This window comes from Micromonospora sp. S-DT3-3-22, from assembly GCF_015354745.1.
In the GTDB taxonomy this organism is placed as follows: domain Bacteria; phylum Actinomycetota; class Actinomycetes; order Mycobacteriales; family Micromonosporaceae; genus Micromonospora; species Micromonospora wenchangensis.
This window is the reverse complement of sequence record NZ_JACGMO010000081.1, coordinates 15538-33558: the sequence shown is the minus strand read 5'-3', so window position 1 is coordinate 33558 and position 18021 is coordinate 15538. Positions and strand designations below refer to the sequence as shown.

At 73.7% G+C, this 18021-nt stretch carries 20 protein-coding genes and 1 pseudogene; 4 read left to right on the top strand and 17 right to left on the bottom strand.

Annotated features, from left to right (window positions below):
- Window positions 1-540 (top strand): annotated as a pseudogene (locus H1A17_RS22135) (hypothetical protein); the annotation flags it as partial.
- 59 nt (window positions 541-599) lie between these two features.
- Here the strand turns inward: H1A17_RS22135 and H1A17_RS22130 are convergent.
- From H1A17_RS22130 to H1A17_RS22100, 7 genes are all read right to left on the bottom strand, one after another.
- Window positions 600-1814, bottom strand: a complete 1215-nt coding sequence (locus H1A17_RS22130; RefSeq protein WP_194822797.1) for a hypothetical protein — start codon at window positions 1812-1814, stop codon at window positions 600-602.
- Window positions 1815-1935: 121 nt separating this feature from the next.
- On the bottom strand, window positions 1936-2838 hold the full coding sequence (locus tag H1A17_RS22125; RefSeq protein WP_145919477.1) for a TIGR03619 family F420-dependent LLM class oxidoreductase: 903 nt from the start codon (window positions 2836-2838) through the stop codon (window positions 1936-1938).
- A gap of 10 nt (window positions 2839-2848) precedes the next feature.
- Window positions 2849-3268, bottom strand: coding sequence for a MerR family transcriptional regulator (locus H1A17_RS22120; RefSeq protein ID WP_145919476.1), 420 nt, complete (start codon window positions 3266-3268; stop codon window positions 2849-2851).
- Between the two features lie 192 nt (window positions 3269-3460).
- Window positions 3461-4354 (bottom strand): VOC family protein, encoded by an 894-nt coding sequence (locus tag H1A17_RS22115; protein ID WP_088647651.1) that lies wholly within the window; start codon window positions 4352-4354, stop codon window positions 3461-3463.
- Window positions 4351-4668, bottom strand: a complete 318-nt coding sequence (locus H1A17_RS22110) for a Dabb family protein (RefSeq protein ID WP_168222470.1) — start codon at window positions 4666-4668, stop codon at window positions 4351-4353. The genes H1A17_RS22115 and H1A17_RS22110 overlap by 4 nt, the downstream gene beginning before the upstream one ends.
- A 22-nt stretch (window positions 4669-4690) precedes the next feature.
- A complete protein-coding gene (locus tag H1A17_RS22105) occupies window positions 4691-5179 on the bottom strand; it encodes an aromatic-ring-hydroxylating dioxygenase subunit beta (protein WP_158224284.1) in 489 nt (162 codons plus the stop codon).
- Window positions 5180-5223: 44 nt separating this feature from the next.
- Window positions 5224-6603 (bottom strand): SRPBCC family protein, encoded by a 1380-nt coding sequence (locus H1A17_RS22100; protein ID WP_145919473.1) that lies wholly within the window; start codon window positions 6601-6603, stop codon window positions 5224-5226.
- A 310-nt stretch (window positions 6604-6913) separates the two neighbouring features.
- On the opposite strand from H1A17_RS22100, the gene H1A17_RS22095 reads away from it, so the two are divergent.
- Complete coding sequence (locus tag H1A17_RS22095; protein ID WP_194822796.1) at window positions 6914-8023, top strand: acetamidase/formamidase family protein; 1110 nt, start codon at window positions 6914-6916, stop codon at window positions 8021-8023.
- Between the two features lie 199 nt (window positions 8024-8222).
- Here the strand turns inward: H1A17_RS22095 and H1A17_RS22090 are convergent, their stop codons facing one another.
- Genes H1A17_RS22090 through fdxA form a run of 7 tightly spaced genes read right to left on the bottom strand, consistent with a single transcriptional unit; the run spans window position 8223 to window position 13753 of the window.
- Window positions 8223-9122: a ribokinase gene (locus H1A17_RS22090; protein WP_194822795.1), complete on the bottom strand. Its 900-nt coding sequence runs from the start codon at window positions 9120-9122 to the stop codon at window positions 8223-8225.
- 6 nt (window positions 9123-9128) lie between these two features.
- Window positions 9129-9503, bottom strand: coding sequence for a cupin domain-containing protein (locus H1A17_RS22085; RefSeq protein WP_088647236.1), 375 nt, complete (start codon window positions 9501-9503; stop codon window positions 9129-9131).
- A 25-nt stretch (window positions 9504-9528) separates the two neighbouring features.
- Window positions 9529-10374: an HpcH/HpaI aldolase/citrate lyase family protein gene (locus H1A17_RS22080; RefSeq protein WP_145919470.1), complete on the bottom strand. Its 846-nt coding sequence runs from the start codon at window positions 10372-10374 to the stop codon at window positions 9529-9531.
- Window positions 10375-10381: 7 nt separating this feature from the next.
- Window positions 10382-11548 (bottom strand): amidohydrolase/deacetylase family metallohydrolase, encoded by a 1167-nt coding sequence (locus tag H1A17_RS22075; RefSeq protein ID WP_145919469.1) that lies wholly within the window; start codon window positions 11546-11548, stop codon window positions 10382-10384.
- Window positions 11545-12465, bottom strand: coding sequence for a fumarylacetoacetate hydrolase family protein (locus tag H1A17_RS22070; protein WP_194822794.1), 921 nt, complete (start codon window positions 12463-12465; stop codon window positions 11545-11547). The genes H1A17_RS22075 and H1A17_RS22070 overlap by 4 nt, the downstream gene beginning before the upstream one ends.
- Complete coding sequence (locus H1A17_RS22065) at window positions 12462-13442, bottom strand: NAD(P)/FAD-dependent oxidoreductase (protein ID WP_145919467.1); 981 nt, start codon at window positions 13440-13442, stop codon at window positions 12462-12464. The genes H1A17_RS22070 and H1A17_RS22065 overlap by 4 nt, the downstream gene beginning before the upstream one ends.
- Entirely contained in the window at window positions 13442-13753 is a 312-nt protein-coding gene (gene fdxA / locus H1A17_RS22060) for a ferredoxin (protein WP_088647241.1), read from the bottom strand. Before fdxA ends, H1A17_RS22065 begins: the two co-directional genes overlap by 1 nt.
- Before the next feature lie 211 nt (window positions 13754-13964).
- Between fdxA and H1A17_RS22055 the strand changes: the two genes are divergently transcribed.
- Complete coding sequence (locus H1A17_RS22055) at window positions 13965-15299, top strand: hypothetical protein (RefSeq protein ID WP_145919465.1); 1335 nt, start codon at window positions 13965-13967, stop codon at window positions 15297-15299.
- A 49-nt stretch (window positions 15300-15348) separates the two neighbouring features.
- Window positions 15349-16182: an IclR family transcriptional regulator gene (locus H1A17_RS22050; RefSeq protein WP_168222469.1), complete on the top strand. Its 834-nt coding sequence runs from the start codon at window positions 15349-15351 to the stop codon at window positions 16180-16182.
- 21 nt (window positions 16183-16203) lie between these two features.
- Here the strand turns inward: H1A17_RS22050 and H1A17_RS35640 are convergent, their stop codons facing one another.
- The 3 genes from H1A17_RS35640 to H1A17_RS22035 form a co-directional block, all read right to left on the bottom strand.
- The gene (locus H1A17_RS35640) at window positions 16204-16959 is read right to left on the bottom strand and encodes an IclR family transcriptional regulator (protein ID WP_194822793.1); all 756 of its coding nucleotides are present in this window, start codon (window positions 16957-16959) and stop codon (window positions 16204-16206) included.
- 102 nt (window positions 16960-17061) lie between these two features.
- Window positions 17062-17514: a nuclear transport factor 2 family protein gene (locus H1A17_RS22040; protein ID WP_240762841.1), complete on the bottom strand. Its 453-nt coding sequence runs from the start codon at window positions 17512-17514 to the stop codon at window positions 17062-17064.
- The gene (locus H1A17_RS22035; RefSeq protein WP_240762839.1) at window positions 17502-17915 is read right to left on the bottom strand and encodes a VOC family protein; all 414 of its coding nucleotides are present in this window, start codon (window positions 17913-17915) and stop codon (window positions 17502-17504) included. Before H1A17_RS22035 ends, H1A17_RS22040 begins: the two co-directional genes overlap by 13 nt.
- Window positions 17916-18021 lie beyond the last annotated feature (106 nt).

The window sequence follows — 18021 nt, the reverse complement described above, 5'->3', positions numbered from 1 at the left end:
GTGGCCTGCCCCTGCGTGCTGCGGGTCCGGACGCCGACCGGCACGGTCGCCGCCACCGCCGACCTGACGCTCGCCGGGGTGACCGCGCCGGCCGTCGCGCCGGCCGTCCCGGCCGGGTTGACCCTGGTGGCGGTGCACGCCGACGACCGCTCCGGGCCGCGCGGCTGGTTCGGCCTGCCGGGTGAACTCGCGGTACGGATCACCCTGCACAACCCGGGCGCGGAGGAGGTCACCGACCCGCCGTTCGAGCTGACCGTCGGGCCGCCCGGACGGGCCCGGACCATCGTGGCCGCCCCGACGCTGGGCGGCATCGCCGCCGGGCAGACCCGGGAGTACCACGTCCGGGTGCCCACCGGCGCGGCCCCCTACGGCCGGTACGAGGTGGACGGTCGGATCGCGGTGCCCGGCCGGCCGCTCGCGTTCACCGTGTCGGCCGCCCGGCGACCCTGGGGGCTGCCGGTGGCGGCGGCCGTCCTCACGGTGGGGCTGCTGCTCGGCCGCCGTGGTGGCCGACCGGCCCGCCGCCCACGGCGGAGGTAGCCCCGTGCCCGCCCGGGTCGGGCCGGCTGGCGCGGACCGGCGCGGGGGCGTCGACGGGGTCAGCCGGTGGTCCGCAGCCGGTGCAGGAGGCCGGCCGGGCCGGGCCCGCTCACCGCGAAGGAGGCGGTGAAGGTCGACGGGCCGGGTGGGGCGGTGACGGTCGCCCAGGTGACGCTGGCGAAGTCGCCGACCACCGTCGACTGCCAGGTCGTGCCGCCCGGCGGGCGGTAGGCGAGGTTGACGCTGCCGCCGAGCCCGGACGCGACCAACGCCAGTGTCCGGGGCGCGAACGACTGGTTGTCCACGGTCAGCTGGACGGTGTAGGTGACCCCCCAGTTCCGCAGGTTGGGCTTGCCGCCGCCGAAGGGCGAGTTCACGCAGGGCGTCACGAGCGGGCCCTCCGGCGTGGTGAGCGACACCAGGTCGCCGCCGAGCGCTGTCGTGTTCTGCAGGTGGTTGAGGTTCGTCGCCCAGCCCGTGTTCGCGTAGCTGTTGGTGGGGCAGGCCGTGTTGACGCCGGCCGTGGCGCTGAGCAACTGGTCCTCGACCTTGCCGGTGCTCAGGGTCGAGGTGATGGTGAGGGTGGCGGCGCTGATCGGGCTCAGGCCCTTGTCGAAGCGGTGCTGCGCCTGCCCGTCCCGCAGGTCGGTGGCGTAGCCGGGGTAGGTGTAGTTGCCGGTGGGCGCGGTGCCGGACCAGGCCAGCACCTCGGCGGTGAGCAACCCGGTGGTGCTGAAGTCGGCCGCCCCGACGAGGTACTGGTTGATTGCGGCGGGCAGGCCGGTCCCGAGCTGGTCGCTGCGGTACAACCAGGCCCGACCGTTGCCGGGCACGGTGATCGTGGTGCTCTCGCTGCTGTTGAGGAAGTCGGCCAACGCCGGGCCGCCGATGCCCGCCGCACCGGCCCGCCAGACGCTGCGGGTCCGGGTGACCACGGTCGCGGTGCTGCGACCGTTGGTCAGCCGGATGCCGTAGTGCAGCGGCACCGCCGGGCTGGTCCGGTTCACGTGCGAGAAGTAGGCGCGGTACACACCGCCGGCGGTCAGGCTGTGGGCGGAGATCGCCCGGCCCGCCTCGGCGAGGTCGGTGTTGCGGAGCGAATCCGGGTTGTTCACATAGAGCAGGCTCCGCCCGTCGGTGACGGTGCCGGCGCTCATCGTGCCCGTCGGCACCGCGGCCACCGCCGGTGTCGCCACCACCGCACCGGCCCCCACCACCATCGCGCACCATGCGACCAACGCCGCCGCCCGCCGGGCGGCCGTCCTGCCAGACATCATCGTGCTCCCGCCACCGTCGGCTCCGACCGTCCGCGCTGCTCCGTCCATTGTCGACGGCGGGCATCCCGCCGGCCAGCCACGGGTCAGCTTGCCGACAGGGCGACGGCGTGGGGCCGAGCTAACGCGGGCCGGACCGGTGACCCACCCGGGGCAGGACCTCGTCGGCCAACCACGCCAACGCCTCGCCCATCCGGCGTCCGTCGACGGGCATCCACAACGAGCACATCGCCACCCCCGCGTCGGCGAGCTGACACAGGTCGTCGACGATCGCCGTGGTGGTGGCGCGGGGGCCACCGAGCAGCCGGCCCGGCGCGGACCGGGCCGCCGGGATTCCCGGTGGCACCAGGAAACCGACCGTGCTGATCTCGATGGTCGCCGGGTCCCGTCCCGTGCCGTCGGCCAACTCCCCGATCCGCTGCCGGACGACGCGCGCGTCCTCGTGGTCGATGCCGGAGCCGTGCCAGCCGACGCCGAACCGCAGCGCGCGTCGGATCGCCGCGTCGCTGTGTCCGCCCACCCAGACCGGTGGCCCGCCGGGCCGGTACGGGGAGACGCCGAGGACGGTGCCACGCAGGCCGGCGAACCTGTCGTCCAGTTGCGCGGTGGTGCCGGACCAGAGGGCCTTCATGATCTCCAGGCTCTCGTCGGTCCGCCGGCCCCGCAGCCGGATCGGCACCCCCAGCGCGTCGAACTCCTGCGGATTCCAGCCGGTGCCGACGGCGACCGTCAGGCGGCCCGCCGACACGACGTCCAGCGTGGCGAGCTGGTTGGCCAGCACCACGGGCTGGTGGTACGGCAGGACCAGCACGCTCGTGGCGAGACCGATGCGGGTCGTCGCGCCGGCGACCGCCGCCAGCAGCACCACCGGATCGAGGCCGACCCCGTTCGGGTTGCGGAGCACGTGGTTGGCCATCAGGACGTACTCCAGACCGATCCGCTCGGCCTCACCCGCCGTCCGGAGCATGGCCGCGCCGGTGTCCCGCGGCCACGCCTGCGGCTCCAGGGAAAGCCCGAGTCTCATCCCCGCCCCCTCAGTCCGCCGGCGGCGGCGACGGCGGGAACCCGGTCACGACGGGTGCCCCGTCGCGGGCCAGCACCGTCTCGGTCGCCCGGACCTGCCGGGCGAGCCGCCCGCGCAGATCCTGCAACGCGGCGATGCGCCGGTCGAGGGCGTCGAGCCGGTCGGCGGCGATCCGCACCGCGTCGGGGCAGACAGGCAAAGTGCTCAACGGCTCGTCGAGGCAGCCGTGGGCGATCGAGAGCCGGATGTCCTCGACGGTGAGGCCCGATTCCAGCAGCTCGTGGATGTTCCGGACGCGCACCGCCGCCAGGTCGTCGTACTCCCGGTAGCCGTTGGCGGCACGACGTGGGGCGATCAGGCCCTGCTGTTCGTAGTACCGCACCGACCGGGCGCTGACGCCGCAACGGCCGGCCAGTTCACCGATGCGCATTCGACCACCCCTCCCGCGCAGGGCGATGGTAGGACCTTGACACTGGTGTCAAGGTCAAGCCCACCGCCGAACGCGCCGGGGCGCTGCGGGAATGACGGCGGGGTGGCCCCCTGACCGGGCCACCCCGCGTTCGCGCCCCTCACCGGCGGGCGGGTACGACAGTCCGCCGGCCGGCCCTGACGGGGGCGCGGGTCAGAAGCGCGCCCAGTCGTCGGCGGCGGGACGCCACACGTCGATGTTGCGCGGGTCGACCGCCATCCGGCGGGCGCGGTGGGTCTCGTGCTCCTCCGGGGTGAACACCCGGTGCCGGTCGCACAGCTCGTAGCGCGGCCCGTGCCGGGTGTCGTGCATGTAGAAGGCGATCGACGTGGACGCCGAGTGGTTGACCAGGTCGGAGGCGATCGGGACCTGCTTGTACTGGGCCCGTGCCCGGCCGCGCATCACGTGGTCGAAGCTCTTCATCATGAAGCACAGGTGCGCGACGTAGAACTCGTTGTTGCGCTGGATCGCCAGGCTGTGGTGGTAGCGGTCCTCGCTGCGCAGGAAGACCGTCACGTCGCCGACGTGGTCGGACTCCAGGAAGCCGAGCACCTTGGTGTAGAAGGCCAGCGTCTCGTCGTACTTGTCGGTGGCGAGGAACGGGTGCACCAGGTCCAGCGGGCGCAGCTCGATCAGCGGCGGCTCGGCGTACTCCTGGAACTCGGTGAACAGCTCGACGATCAGGCCGTTGGGGTCGCGGACGGCGAAGCCCCGCTGGACCAGGCCCTTGACCCGGTCGGCCAGCTCGAACACCTCGTGCCCGGCGGCGGTGACCCGCTCCCGCAGGTCGTCGAGGACGGCGTCGTTCTCGACGCTGAACCCGACCGCGGTGGTCCAGGACTCGGTGCGCTGCGGCGCGGCGACCAGCTCGATGCTGTGGTGTTCGAGGTCGGCGCGCAGGAACGCGTACTCGTCGTCGTGCTGCTCCAGTTGCAGCCCGACGTGGTACTGGAGGAACTCGATGGAGGCGGCCAGGTCGGGCACCTCGATCCGGGCGTACTCCATGCCGTACGGCCCACGGCGGCGGGCGGTGGCCTCGGTGGTCATCTGTGACCCCTCTCGATGGGCTGGGCGTCCCCGGCGGTGGGGATACTGACGATGGCCTGACGCTCGATGACCGGCCGCCAGCGTTCCCGGACGAACCGCTCGTGCGAGTCGCTGTGCAGGTAGTCGAGCAGGTCCTGCTCGGTGGGGAACTCCACGACGAAGCCGTGGGTCATGCTGGTGTCGCGGGTGCTGACGTTGACCCCGCTGCGCCAGTTGCGCATCGCGGGGTACCGGCTCGGGAAGGTCTCCAGCTCGGCCAGGACGGACTCCGCCGCGCCGGGCGGCAGGTCGTCGCGGAACCGGAAGACCAGCATGTGGGTGATCATGGCGGCCGGCTCAGAGGATGAAGCTGAGTCGGGCGCCGGGGTCCATCGACTCCATCACCGGGACGGCCCGGCGCAGCCGGAACCGCAGCCCGTCCGGGTCGACCTTGAGCACGTGCTCGTAGCGGCCGACGTAGGTGTAGGCGCCGTTGTCGCGGTAGCGGTGGATGATGAAGTTGGCGCTGATCCAGACGGTCTCCGCGCCGGCCTCCAGCAGCAGCACGTTGGAGACCATCCGGTGGGTACGCGAGTGCGGGTTCTCGGCGTGCGCCTTGCGGCTCTTGAGCCGCTTGACCCGGGCCTGGATCAGCTCGTAGTCGTCGGCCACGAAGTACCCGGCGGTGGTGGCGTCCCAGCCGGCCCAGTCGGTGGTCGGGACCTCCAGCCGGCCACCCGGCTCGATGAGGGTGAGCCACTCGTCGAGCCGCCACTCGTCGAGCAGTTGCGCCTCCCGGTAGAGGAACTCCTCCACCTCGGCCCGGGTCACCTCGCGCGATGCCACACTGACCACTCCCCCACGGCTCCCGGCCGTCGTCGACGACACGCTCACTTGCCCGCACCCCCCGTGGCGGGTCCGGCGGCGGGCGTACCGGCCGGCGGGTCGCCGGCCACACTGGTGCCCGCCCCGACCACCTCGGCCCAGCGCCGCCAGAAGCTGCGCATCGCGCCCTCGTCGATCGAGCGGCCCTGGTTGCCCTGCTTCTCGTTGGCCATGCCCCGCGACATGTCGCTCCAGTCGTGGGCGGGGTCGACCGAGTCGGCGGTCGCGGTGATGCCACGCTGCACCGCCTCGTACGCCTCGATGTCGTCGGGGGTGGCCAGGCCGCCCGGCCCGACGAAGCTGACCATCGTCTTGATCCGCAGCGCGCGGACCGACTCCGGCTCGCCGACCTCGACGAACTGCCACGCCCGCACGTCGGTGCGGTCGGCGGCGACCGGTTCGAGCTGCCGGATGGTCAGCGCCTCCAGGTCGAACAGCAGCAGGTTGGGGAAGACGAACAGGATGCGGCTGGCGTCGGCCACCTCGGCGGCGAGTTCGGGGCCGAGACGGGCCTCCAGCTCGCGGCGCTTGGCGACGGTGCGGGTCTTCTCCTCGTCGCCGAAGCGGGGCTCCCAGACCATCCCGATCCGGCCGTTGTGCCCGGTGAGCACGAGCAGCCCGTGGCCGCCGCCGAGGTCGTAGGCGTACTGGTCGTCGTCGGTGACGGCGAACCCGGTCTCCCGCAGGTAGCCGACGAAGGTGTTGTGGGTGGGGGCGAAGTGGTAGCCGTCCATCGCGTTCTCGACGGCGAGCTTCCAGTTGCCCTTCACGCTGTAGAGCTGCACGCCCGGCAGGGTGGTCATGCCGTGTTCGCCGATCTTCGCGGTCAGCGACATGTAGTGCGCGGCCGGCCCGAGGTGGGTCAGCAGGTCGGGCACGTCCTGGTCGAAGGCGACGAAGACGAAACCCTCGTGGATCTGGAGCCGGGGCACCTGGCGCAGGGCCATCGACGCCCGGAAGGCGGGGTCGTCGGGGTACGCGTCGTCGCCGGGCAGCGCGGCCAGTTCGCCGGAGTTGCTGAACGCCCAGGCGTGGTAGAAGCACTGGAAGAACTTCGTGTTGCCCTCGCTGTGCCGGCACAGCACGGTGCCCCGGTGGGTGCAGGCGTTGAAGAAGGCCCGCACCTGGCCCCCGGCGTCCCGGCAGAAGATCAGCGGTCGACCGCCGAGGGTGCGGGTCTTGAAGTCACCGGCCTTCGGGATCTCGGTCTCGTGGCCGAGATAGAGCCAGGTGTGATTCCAGATCCGGTCGATCTCGGTCCGGAACACCTCGGGATCGCGGTACGCCGAGCGGTGCACCCGGAACCGCAGCGCCTCCCAGTCCTCGTCGATCATCGCGCCGTCACCGGTGGCACCGAGCGGACGTACCGGCGTCTGCTGCGCCATCACCTCACCGCCTTCTACGTCATGCGAGACAGCATCTCGCCACACGATGCTGCTACTCGGCCATGGCAACTGTCAAGAGCAGGGCAGACTCCAGCACCGGGTTACTCGCTGTTAATACGACCGCAACACGCAACGGTTGCTTCGCCGGTCACGATCCCCTGCATCCGACGTGGCCCGGCCGATCCGCCCGACCCCGATCGCCGGCCCTCGGACGCGGCCCGCGCATCCCGTCGCCGGCCGCCGGCCACCCGCACCGGGCCGCGCCGTCCCGTCGCACCGCCAGCCGGTGTCACCCCTTCCGGAGGATGTCATGCTCCAGCCGCACGATGGCCCGATCGGTGGAACCCACTACCTGCCGAGCACCCCCGACACCTGCCTGTGGGGCCGGCTGCCCAACCGGCGGCACGAACCCGTGCTCCGGGTCGGCTCCGGCGAGACCGTGACCATCGACACGCTCAGCCACGAGGGCATCCTGGAGGACCAGGGCCGCGACCCCGTCGGCTTCCTCAAGCAGTTCGACGTGCCCAGCGACCAGGTCCTCACCGACGCCCGCGACCTGGCCGCCTCCGACGTCGCCCACGATTACGACGCCGACGGCCCGCACGTGGTCACCGGCCCGATCACGGTCGCCGGGGCCGAACCCGGCGACCTGCTCCGGGTCGAGGTGCTCGACCTGCTCGTCCGCGCCCCGTACGGCTTCATCAGCAGCCGGCACGGCTACGGCGCGCTGCCCGGCGAGTACCCGCTCACCCCGGCCGACCCCGGCCCGGACGCCGACGGCCCCCGGGAGTACGGCACCGTCTCCCACTTCACCCGGGTGCTGCACAGCGGCGGCCGGCTGCTCGGCACCCTGCCGTACGGCGACGGGCGGGCCGCCACCTTCCCGCTGGCCCCGTTCCTCGGCCTGATGGGCGTCGCCGTGGACACCGACGAGCCGGTGCACTCGGTGCCGCCCGGCGCGTTCGGCGGCAACCTCGACATCAACGAACTCCAGGTCGGCTCCGCCCTCTACCTGCCGGTGCAACTGCCCGGGGCGGGCTTCTACGCCGGCGACCCGCACTACGCCCAGGGCGACGGCGAGGTGGCGCTGACCGCCCTGGAGGCGCCGCTGCGGGCCACCCTGCGGCTGTCGGTGATCCCCCGGGCACAGGCCGGCGGCCTGCTCGGGGCCGTCGACGGGCCGTTCGGCGAAACCGCCACCCACTGGCTCCCGGTCGGCCTGCACGGCGACCTCGACGAGGCGATGCGCCGGGCCGTCCGGGCCGCCGTCGACTTCCTCGTCCGCACCCAGGGCATGCCGCCGCAGACCGCGCTGGCCTACCTGAGCGCCGCCGCCGACTTCGAGGTGAGCCAGGTCGTCGACGGGGTGAAGGGCATCCACTGCCTGATCCGCAAGGCCGACTTCCCGGCCCACTTCTGACCGGCCACCGCTGACCGGCCCGTGGCGCTGTGCCGCGGGCCGGGGCCGGCGTCATCCGGGCGGCGCACCCCGCACGGGGTAGCCGCCACGCCGTCGCCCCCGGCCGGGACAGGCCGGGGGCGACGCGCAGCCGGCCGGAGCCGGGCCGCGCCGTCGCCGACAGGCGGCATGCGACGGGCGGCAGGATCGGGAGAGCAGGTCAGGCGGTGGTGGGCACCTCGACGCGACGGGGGGCGGCCTCCATCGCCCCGGGTCGGGTGACGGTGACCGCCGCCGCCCGGCTCGCCCACCGGGCCGCCTCGTCGATCGCCGCGCCGTCGAGCAGCGCGTCGGCCAGGGCGGCGCAGAAGGTGTCCCCGGCGCCGGTGGCGTCGACCGCGTCGACCCGCTCCGCCGGGATCAGCCACTGCCGGTCGGTGGTCACCACCAGCGCGCCGTCAGCGCCGAGGGTCACCACCACCGGCCCCCGGGTGCCCAGCGACCGGGCCATCGCGGCCAGCGCGTCGACCCCGGCGTCCGTCGGCGGCGCGCCGGCCAGGGCGGCCAGCTCACCCCGGTTGGGCACCAGCACGTCGACCCGGGCCAGGGTCGCCGGGTCGACCGGGCGGGCCGGGGCCGGATTGAGCACCACCAGCCCCTCGGCCAGCCGTACCGCCTCGGCCACCACGGCGGCGTCGACCTCCTGTTGCAGCAGCACCGCCCGCGCCGACCCGAGCAGGTCCCGCAGCGGGCCGAGATGCTCGGCGGCGAGCCACATGTTCGCCCCCGAGCTGACCGCGATGGTGCTGTCGCCGTCGGCGGTGACCAGCACGATCGCCTGCCCGGTGGGCCGGGGGGCGCGCAGCACCGCCTCGGTGGCCACCCCCTCGGCGGCGATCAGCCCGAGCAGCCAGTCGCCGTCGGCGTCGATGCCGACCGCGCCGACCATCGCCACCCGGCGACCCAGCCGGGCGGCGGCGACGGCCTGGTTGGCGCCCTTGCCGCCGCCGGCCCGCCGGTGGTCGGCCGCGCCGAGCACGGTCTGCCCGGGGGCGGGCAGCTCGTGCAGCGGCACCACCACGTCCACGTTGAGGCTGCCCACCACCACGATGTCGGTCATCGCCGGTCAGCCCTGCCCGGGACGCCAGGCGTGCGGCAGGAAGTCCGCCCGGGGCGGGGCGAAGACGTCCACGTTGATGCACGGGCCCTCGGTCGGTTCGATGTAGTGCTCCGCGCCGCGCGGCACCAGCAGCATCGAGCCCGGCCCCATCGGGTGCGGCACGCCGTCGACGTAGTAGTTGCACCGGCCGCCGAGGATCAGCACCAGCTGGTCGAAGTCGTCGTGGTGGTGCGGGTTGAGGTCCATCCCGACGGCCAGTTCGTGCCAGGCGAAGAGGACCTCGTCGGTGGCGTACACCTTGCGGCGCACCCCGGGCCGGACGTCGGTGGCCGGGATGTCGTCCCAGTTGACCGAGGTGCGGTAGAGCTGCGGGTTGAGCATGTGAACGCGTCCCTTCTCGGGCGGGTCAGAGGGGTGCGGCGAGCCGACGCAGGCCGGTGCCGAGCAGGTGCAGGTCCGAGCCGACGACGAGGTAACTCGCGTCGGTCAGGCCACAGCGGTCCAGCGCCACGGCGGACCGCTCGGGCACCCAGCCGCCGAGGTGGGTCCCGGTGGTGCGGGCCGCGGCGGCGATGTCCCCGGTACGCCGCAGCAGCGGCCCCGGGTCGTCGGTGGTCGCCAGGCCCAGGCTCACCGCCAGGTCGGTGGTCCCGACGAAGCCCACGTCCACCCCGGCCAGCAGGGCGGGCAGCGGGTCGTCGGTGGTCGCCGTCTCGATCTGGGCCACCAGTACGGGCGGGTGCTCGGCCTCCACCGCGAGGTACCGGTCGAGGCCGTCGCCGCCGTACCCGGCCGACGGGTGCGCCAGGCTGATGCTGCGCCGCCCGTGCGGGGCGTACCGGCTGGCCGAGCGCAGCGCCTCCACGTCGGCCCGGCGGCGGACGGTCGACAGCTGCACCCCCACCGCCCCGGCCTCCAGCAGCCGGTTGACCTGGCCGGGGTCGACGGCCGGCACCCGCACCAGCGCCGGCAGGCCGGCCAGGGCGGCGAGCCGGAGCTGGTCGGTGGCGGTCCGCTCGTCCAGGCCGGAGTGCTCCAGGTCGATCACGACGAAGTCGAGTCCGGAGCGGGCGGCCAGGGCGATCACGTCACCGCCGGGCAGCTTGACGAACGTGCCGGCGAGCTGGCCCCCGGCGCGCAGCGTCGCCCGCAGCCGGGCGCGGTGGCCGTGCACCCCGGTCGGCGGGGTCGGCTCGACGGAGGTCGGCGGGGTGGGCCGCAGTTCGCCCGACACCGGCCCGACGGCGGACATCAGGGCCTCACGCCCCGGTGGCGGGCAGCCCGCGCCACGGCACGGTCGGCACCTGCTCGCCGCCGAGCAGCACCACGCTCGGCTCCAGCCGGGGTGCGGTGATCTTGTTACCGGCGGCGTCGGGCAGCACCGCCTCCTCGGCCTCGGCCAGCACCGTGACGTGGGCCGGGCCGCCCTCGACCAGGGTGCCGTAGCCCTCGGCGTCCAGGCCGGTCAGCCGGGCCGGCGCGGACGTCACCCGGGGCACGAGCTGCTCCAGGGTCATCCCCATCGCGCGCAGCTTGGCCATGCTGGTGACCAGGTCGAACACCGGGCCGCGCCAGTTGCGGGCGCTGGTGTCGGAGGTGACCACGTCGGGCAGGAAGCCCTGCTCGATCGCCGGGCGGGCGACGGCGAAGCTGAGGTTGCTCTTGCCGTGGGCGGATTCGAACAGCACCCCGCGCTCGCGGGCGGCGTACACCTCGGGCAGCACCGTGCCGTCGTTGAGGATGCCGTACGGCTTGCCGGTGTAGCAGTGCGCCACCACGTCGCCGGGGCGCAGCAGGGGCAGGATCACCGGCAGCGGCTCCGGCGTCTCCCCGATGTGGATCATCAGCGGCAGGCCGGCCTCGGCGGCGAGCGCCAGGGAACGCTTGAGCAGCGGACGCCAGTCCAGCCCGACGACGTCCTCGGAGAGTCGGATCTTGAAACCGCGTACCCGGTGCGGGTTCGCCTCGGCCACCGCCAGGGCGTCCTCGGGGACGAGCGTGCCCGGGTTGATCAGCTCACCGAAGCGGAAGTCGATCAGGCCGAGGACCGAGACGTTGAGGAAGTTCACCAGCCGCATCCGGGCCGGCGCGGCGACGTACTTCTCGAACGCGGCGAAGGTGGACGCGCCGACGGTGCCGGCGTCGCAGGCGGCCACGACGCCCCGGTGCAGGTGCGCCTCGTCCGGCGGGGCACCGACCTTGGAGACCTCGGCGAAGATGTGGGTGTGCGCCTCGACCAGGCCGGGCAGCACGTACCGCCCGGCGCAGTCGATCACCCGGTCGGCGTCGGCGGCGAGGCCGGGCGCGATCCGGGCCACCCGGTCGCCGGTCACCGCGACGTCGGCGACCTGGCTGGTTCCGGTCTGACCGTCGAACACCTGGCCACCGGCCAGCACCAGGTCGTACCGCTCGGAATTCTCACTCATGACATCGGGCTCTCTGTGCGAAGCGAGTGGGTCGACGCGTCGACGGCGGCCGGCGCGGGGTGGTCCGGGCTCTCGGCACCGAACCGGGTACGCAGGGGCAGCACCCCGGCGACGGTGACCTCCACCTGGTCGCCGGGGCTCAGGAAGCAGCCCCGGTCCTGACCGGTGCCGGTCGGGGTGCCGGTGAGCACCACGTCGCCCGGCTCCAGCACCACGTACCGGGTGATCCAGGCGAGCAGGTCGGGCACCGGGAAGATCAGGTCGGCGGTGCTGGCCTGCTGGCGCAGCTCGCCGTTGACGGTGGTGCGTACGCCGATGGCCTCGCGGTCGGCGACCGCGCCCAGGCCGAGCACGGAGGCACCCAGGGCACCGAACCCGGGGAAGCTCTTGGCCAGGGTGGGGTTGCCCGTGGCGGCCATCACGTCCCGGGCGGTCAGGTCGTTGGCGGCGGTGACGGCGGCCAGGTGCGCCCAGACCTGCCCGGCCGGGGTGTGGTGCATCCGGGTGCCGACGACCAGGGCGACCTCGCCCTCGTAGTCGGGCTGGCTGCTCACCGAGCCGGGCAGCGGCACGGTGTCCCCCGGGCCGGAGCCGGCGCTGGGCGACTTCAGGTAGAGCACCGGCTGGGTGGGCAGGGCCCGGCCGGTGGTGCGGGCCTTGCAGTGGTAGTTCAGCCCGACGCCCCACACCGCGCGGGTGGCGGCCAGCGGTGGGCGCAGGTCGCCGACGAGGGTCTCCAGCGGCAGGCGGCGGCGGACCCGGGCCTCGGCGGCGGGGGCGAGCCCCCGGCCGGCGCGCAGCAGGGCGGCCACGTCCGGGGCGGGCAGGTCGAGCAGTTCGACGTCGTCGCCGGTGATCCGGCCCAGCCCGTACCGGGTGGCGACGAGGTGCGCGTCGGTGGGCGCGGGGGCGGTCATGCGGCGTCCGAGGAGTGGCCGGGTACGGTGCCGAGCGCCGGGTTGACCAGCGGGGCCAGGTTGTTGACGGCGGCGGCGGCCTCACCGAAGCCGACCGAGATCAGCCGGACCTTGCCGTCGTAGTCGGTGATGTCGCCGGCGGCGAAGACCCGGGGCAGGTTGGTCCGCATCGACCGGTCCACGGCGACGTAGCGGCGGCGCATCTCCAGCCCCCAGCGCTCCATCGCGCTCAGGTCGGCGATGAAGCCGAGCGCGGCGACCACCGCCTGGGCGGGCAGGGTCTGCCGGCCCTCGCCGCGCACCTCGGCGATCCGCACCGCCTCGACGGTCTGTTCCCCGTCGATCCCGCACACCTCGTACGGGGTGAGCACCCGCACGGTCGACTCGTGCAGCTGGGTGACGCTGCGTTCGTGGGCGCGGAACTGCGGGCGGCGGTGCACCAGGGTGACGCTGCTGGCGTACGGCTCCAGGGCCAGCGCCCAGTCGACGGCGGAGTCGCCGCCGCCGACCACGACGACCTCCTGCCCGGCGAGTTCCTCCAACCGGGGGACGAAGTAGCGCAGGCCCCGGCCGAGGTGGTCGCTGCCGACGGGGAGTTCGCGGGGGGTGAAGGTGCCGATGCCGGCGGTCAGCAGCACGGCCGCCGCCCGGACCTGGGTGCCGGTGTCGGTGCCGATCAGCACGTGGTCCTCGGCGCAGGTCAGCTCGATGGCGCTCTGCCCGAGCAGGAACGTCGGCTTGGCGGTGGCGGCCTGGGTGAGCAGGGCGTCGACGAGTTCCTGGCCGCGCACGGCGGGCAGGCCGGCGATGTCGTAGATCGCCTTCTCGGGGTAGAGGGCGGCGATCTGCCCGCCGGGTTCGGGCAGCGAGTCGATCACCGCCACGCTCATCCCCCGGAAGCCGGCGTAGTAGGTGGCGTAGAGACCGGCCGGGCCGGCGCCGATGATCGCGAGATCGACCTCGTGCCGCTCGGCCATCAGCTGGCGCTTTCCGCGATGGCCGGGTGGTCGTGGCCGACCCGGCCGATCTTGCGGGCGCCGCCCGGGGTGCCGATCTCGGTGAAGAACTCGGCGTTGATCGGCCCGAACCGGGCGCGGTCGGCGGGCAGGTCGTCGAGGTGGAAGATCGAGGTGACCGGGCAGACCGGCTCGCAGCGCCCGCAGTCGACGCACTCGTCGGGGTTGATGTACATCATCCGGTCGCCCTCGTAGATGCAGTCCACCGGGCATTCCTCGACGCAGGACCGATCCTGTACGTCCACACATTCGTCGGTGACCACGTAGGTCATCGGTCCTCCTGCGGTTCGGTCGGCCGGCCGCATCCGCGTCGCAGCGGCAGGTCCGGGCGCGCAGCCGATCCGGGGTGCCGGGCCCGTTCCGCGACGTCGCCGGATGCGGGGCGATGTCGTTTGGTGTCAGGCCACGCTAGAGACAGCGCCCAGAGTATGTCAACATACGAGACGTCATCTTGAATGAAGTCACGCTGGCGAGAGGGAGCGGATGGACGACGAGGTACCGGCGCCCCTGCGCCACGCCGCCGCGCGGGCGGTCGACGAGGCCACCCTGGTCGACGCCCTGGCCGCGCTCACCGCCCAGCCCAGCCCGTACGGCCGGGAACGGGCCACCGCGCTCCGGGTCGCCGACTGGGCCACCGCCCGCTGGCCGGAGCTGTCCTGGCGGGTCGACCCGCTGGAGCACACGGCGACCACGCCCGACAGCGCCAACCTGGTCGGCGGCTCCGACCTGGGCGACCGCCCCGAACTGTTGATCTACTCGCACCTGGACACCTCGCTGACCGGCGGGACCGGGTTCGACGCCCCGATCACCGGCCGGCACTCCCCCGCCCCGGCGCTGGAGCTGTCCGGCCCGGCCGGGGAGGTGGTCAGCGGCTTCGGCCTCGGGGTGGCGCGGGCGGCGGCGGCCGCCGCCCTGGTCGGTTACGCCGCCGCCGCCGAGACCCTCCGGGCCGCCGGCCGGCCGCACCGGCTGACCCTGCTGCTCGCCGCCACCGGCACCCACCGCGACGACCCCACCGCCGGGCCGGAGGACGGTGTCGCGCCGGCCCCCACCACCGGCGGGGTCCTGCACCACCTGCGCGGCCGGCCACGACCGGCCGCCGCGATCGTGGCCAAGACCAGCCCGCCGGGCATCCTCACCGCCGAACCGGGGGCGATGTTCCTGCGGGTCCGGCTGTCCAGCGGGTTCCACCCGGCGCTGTTCCGGGACACCGCCACGCCCCCCGGCGGGCTGCTCGCCCACCTCGGCGTGGTCGTCGAGGCGCTGGAGGAGTTCCGTCGGGTGCACCTGGCCCAGCGGGCCGACCCGGACGCCCCGGTCGGGGCGGAACTGGGCCTGGGGGCGGTGCGGGCCGGCCAGCCGGGCAAGCCCGACCTGCTGCCCGGGGTGCTGGACCTGCACCTCTACCTGACCACGGTGCCCGGCGACGATCCGACGCAGATCACCGACGCACTGCGGGCCACCCTGACCCGGCGGCTGCGCGACACCCCGCTGGCCGACTGCGGGCTGGCCGTGGCCGGCCATCCGGCCCACCCGTCCGCGGCCACCCCGCCCACCGCGCCGATCTGCCGGCACGCCGGCGCCGCCTGGCTCGCCGCGTACGGCCGGCCGCCGGTGCCGCTGCGCGGGTGGACCGGGTCGACCGACGGGGTGGTGCTGCGCGCCCGGGGAGTGCCCACCGTACGGCTGGGCCCGCCGGCGTTACCGCCCGATCCGACCGACCCGCGACGGGAAAGGTACGCCCTGCCGGAACTGGTGCGTTTCGCCCGGTTGTACGCGGACATCGCGCTGCGCCACCAGCAGGCATCGACAGGCTGACGTGTCATATGCCATGATACTGTCTCACTCTGCGCACAAAGGAATCCAGATGGCGGACGATGCCCCTTCGCCGGTCAAGAGCGCTGACCCCAGCTCACCGGCGATCCAGACCGTGCAGCGCGCGGCGGTCATCCTCAACGCGTTCACCGCGGCCCGCCCGCGCCTGAGCCTCAACGAACTCACCGCCAGCCTCGGCACCAGCAAGGCCACCGCGCACCGCTACACCAAGGCGCTGCGGGAGAGCAACCTGCTGCGCTACGACGAGCGGGAGGGACTCTACTCCCTCGGCCCGCAGATCCTGACCCTCTCCGCCGCCGCCCGCGCGGCGATGCCGGTGATCAGCATCGCCGGCCCGCGCATGCAGCAACTGGTCCGCGAGATCGACGAGACGGTGGTGCTCAGCGTCTGGGACGGCGACACCGCCGTGGTGGTCCGCGCCGACGACAACACCGACCGGGTGATCCGGGTCAGCGTCCGGACCGGCTCCCGGCTGTCCCGCACCGAATCCGCCCAGGGCCGGGTGTTCTGCGCGTTCCTCCCTGAGGCCGACGTGCCGGGGCTGGCCGAGGAGATCGCCGCCTCCGCCGAGCTGCGCCGGGAGGTCGAGAAGATCCGACGGACCGGCATCTCGGCCAACACGCCCTCGGCCAACGGGGTCCGCAGCATCGCCGCGCCGATCTTCCGGGGCAGCACCCTGATCGCCGCCATGGCCATCGTCGGCACCACCACCTCGGTCCCCGAGGGCACCGACAGCACGCTCGCCATCGCCCTGCAACGCGTCGCCGCCCTGGTCACCGCCGAGCTGGGCAGTGGCGGCAACGGCCACCTGCCGGTCAACGCCAACGGCCAGCACCCTGCGGCCGGCGGCAACGGTCACCGCTGACGTAGGCGGGCCACCCCGGCGTCAGCCCGCGCCGAGCGCCTCGGACAACTCCCGGGCCACCAACCGCAGGCTGTCCGCCGCGGCGGCCTCCACCGCGCCGGACAGCGCCGTGCTGGTGCCCAGTACCGCCAGCGCGGCCACCACCTGGGTCCGCTCGAACACCGGCGCGGCCAGCACGCGTACCCCGGAATCCTCCGGGGAGTTGACCGCGAAACCGTCCCGGCGGACCTGCTCGACGACCGCCCGCAGGCCCGCCGACAGCCGCAACTGGCGGGCCACCGAGGGCGCCTCGGTGGCCGACAGGTAGGCGCAGAAGACCCGGCCCTGCGCCGAGCGCAGCAGATCCAACGGCGAGCCCGTCCGCACGCTGAGCCGCACGTCGCCGCTGGTGTTGTCCATGCAGCGGACCACCGTGGGCGCCTCACCGTTCCACACGCTGAGCACCGAGGTCTGGTTGGTCAACCGGGTGAGCCGGTCCAGGTGGGGTTCGGCGGCGGTGACGATGGGCAGCGCCGCGCGGGCGGCGGCCTCCATCGCCAACACCTGCGGACCCAGCGTGTAGGTGGCGGTGGCCACGTCGAAACGCAGCAGGTTGGCCGCCCGCAACGCACGGGCGTACCGGTGCGCGGTGGCCCGGCTGACGGCCAGGTCGGCGGTCAGCTCGGCCAGGGTGAGCCGGGGCCGCTCCACCGAGAACGCCTGGAGGATGGTGGCGGCCCGCTGCACGGTCTGGATCGCCGGCGCGTCACCGGCCGACTCGTCGACTCCGCCCGTCACCGCGTCACCTCGCACTCGCCGTCCACCGAAAGGCGAACTCTACCGAGCACGGGCCGCATCCGGCGACACGGACACCACCGCACGCCGGGTCCGCAAAGCCGGCTACGCCGGACCGCCCGCCCCCGAACCGGGGACGGGCGGCGGTTCGGAGGCACCCGCGAGCTGACGGTGGACCTCGCCGCTGTCCCAGTAGTCGACCCGGTGGGCGATCAGACCGTCGGCGTCGACCCGGAACCGGAACACGCCACGGATGCGCACCGGGGCCCGGCCGGCCGAGGCCAGCCGGAACGACATCCGGTACGCCACCGCCGCCCGGTCGGCGTCGGCGAGCAGTTCCTCGACCTCGTAGCGCAGGTCGACGAACTCGGCCAGGAAGCCGTCGAGCCGGGCCCGGTACCGGGCCCGGCCGACCACCGTCCGACCGAGGGCGGCGGTGTGCTCGTTGACGAAGTCGACGCTGACGCAGCCGGCGACGGCATCGGCGTCGTGGGCGTTCAACGCCGCCAGGTACCGCTGCACGGCGGCGCGGGTGGACGCTGCGGTCAGCTCCCCCACCGACGCCGCACGGTGTCGAAGACCTGCTGGTCGTGGGAGATCTCGATGACGTTGCCGTCGGGGTCCTTCAGCGCGCAGATGTAGCCGACCGGCGGCGGCATCTGACGCGGCTCCCAGTGCAGGCAACCCAGCTCGCGGGCCCGCCCGGCGATCTCGTCGACGTCCGAACGCTGCGGCACCTCGATGCCGATGTGCGCGAACGGGTGCAGCAGGCCGAGCTGGCCGCCCTTGTCCTTGTTGAAGGAGACGAGCACCAGCACGAACGGGGTCTCGACCTGCTTGTCGTTGGAGAGCCAGACGCTCTCGCCGTCGGCGTCGGCGAACCGCTCCACGACCACCAGCGGGGTGAGCGTGGTGTAGAACGAGATCGCCTTGTCGAGGTCGCCGGTAGGCAACGCCACATGCGTCCATCGGGCTTGGGTCAGGCCGGTCGCCACTGTTACCTCCACCGTACCGAAATGTCCATCACTATCGCTTTCACCAGCCTATTCACTGTTCGGCGGCCGG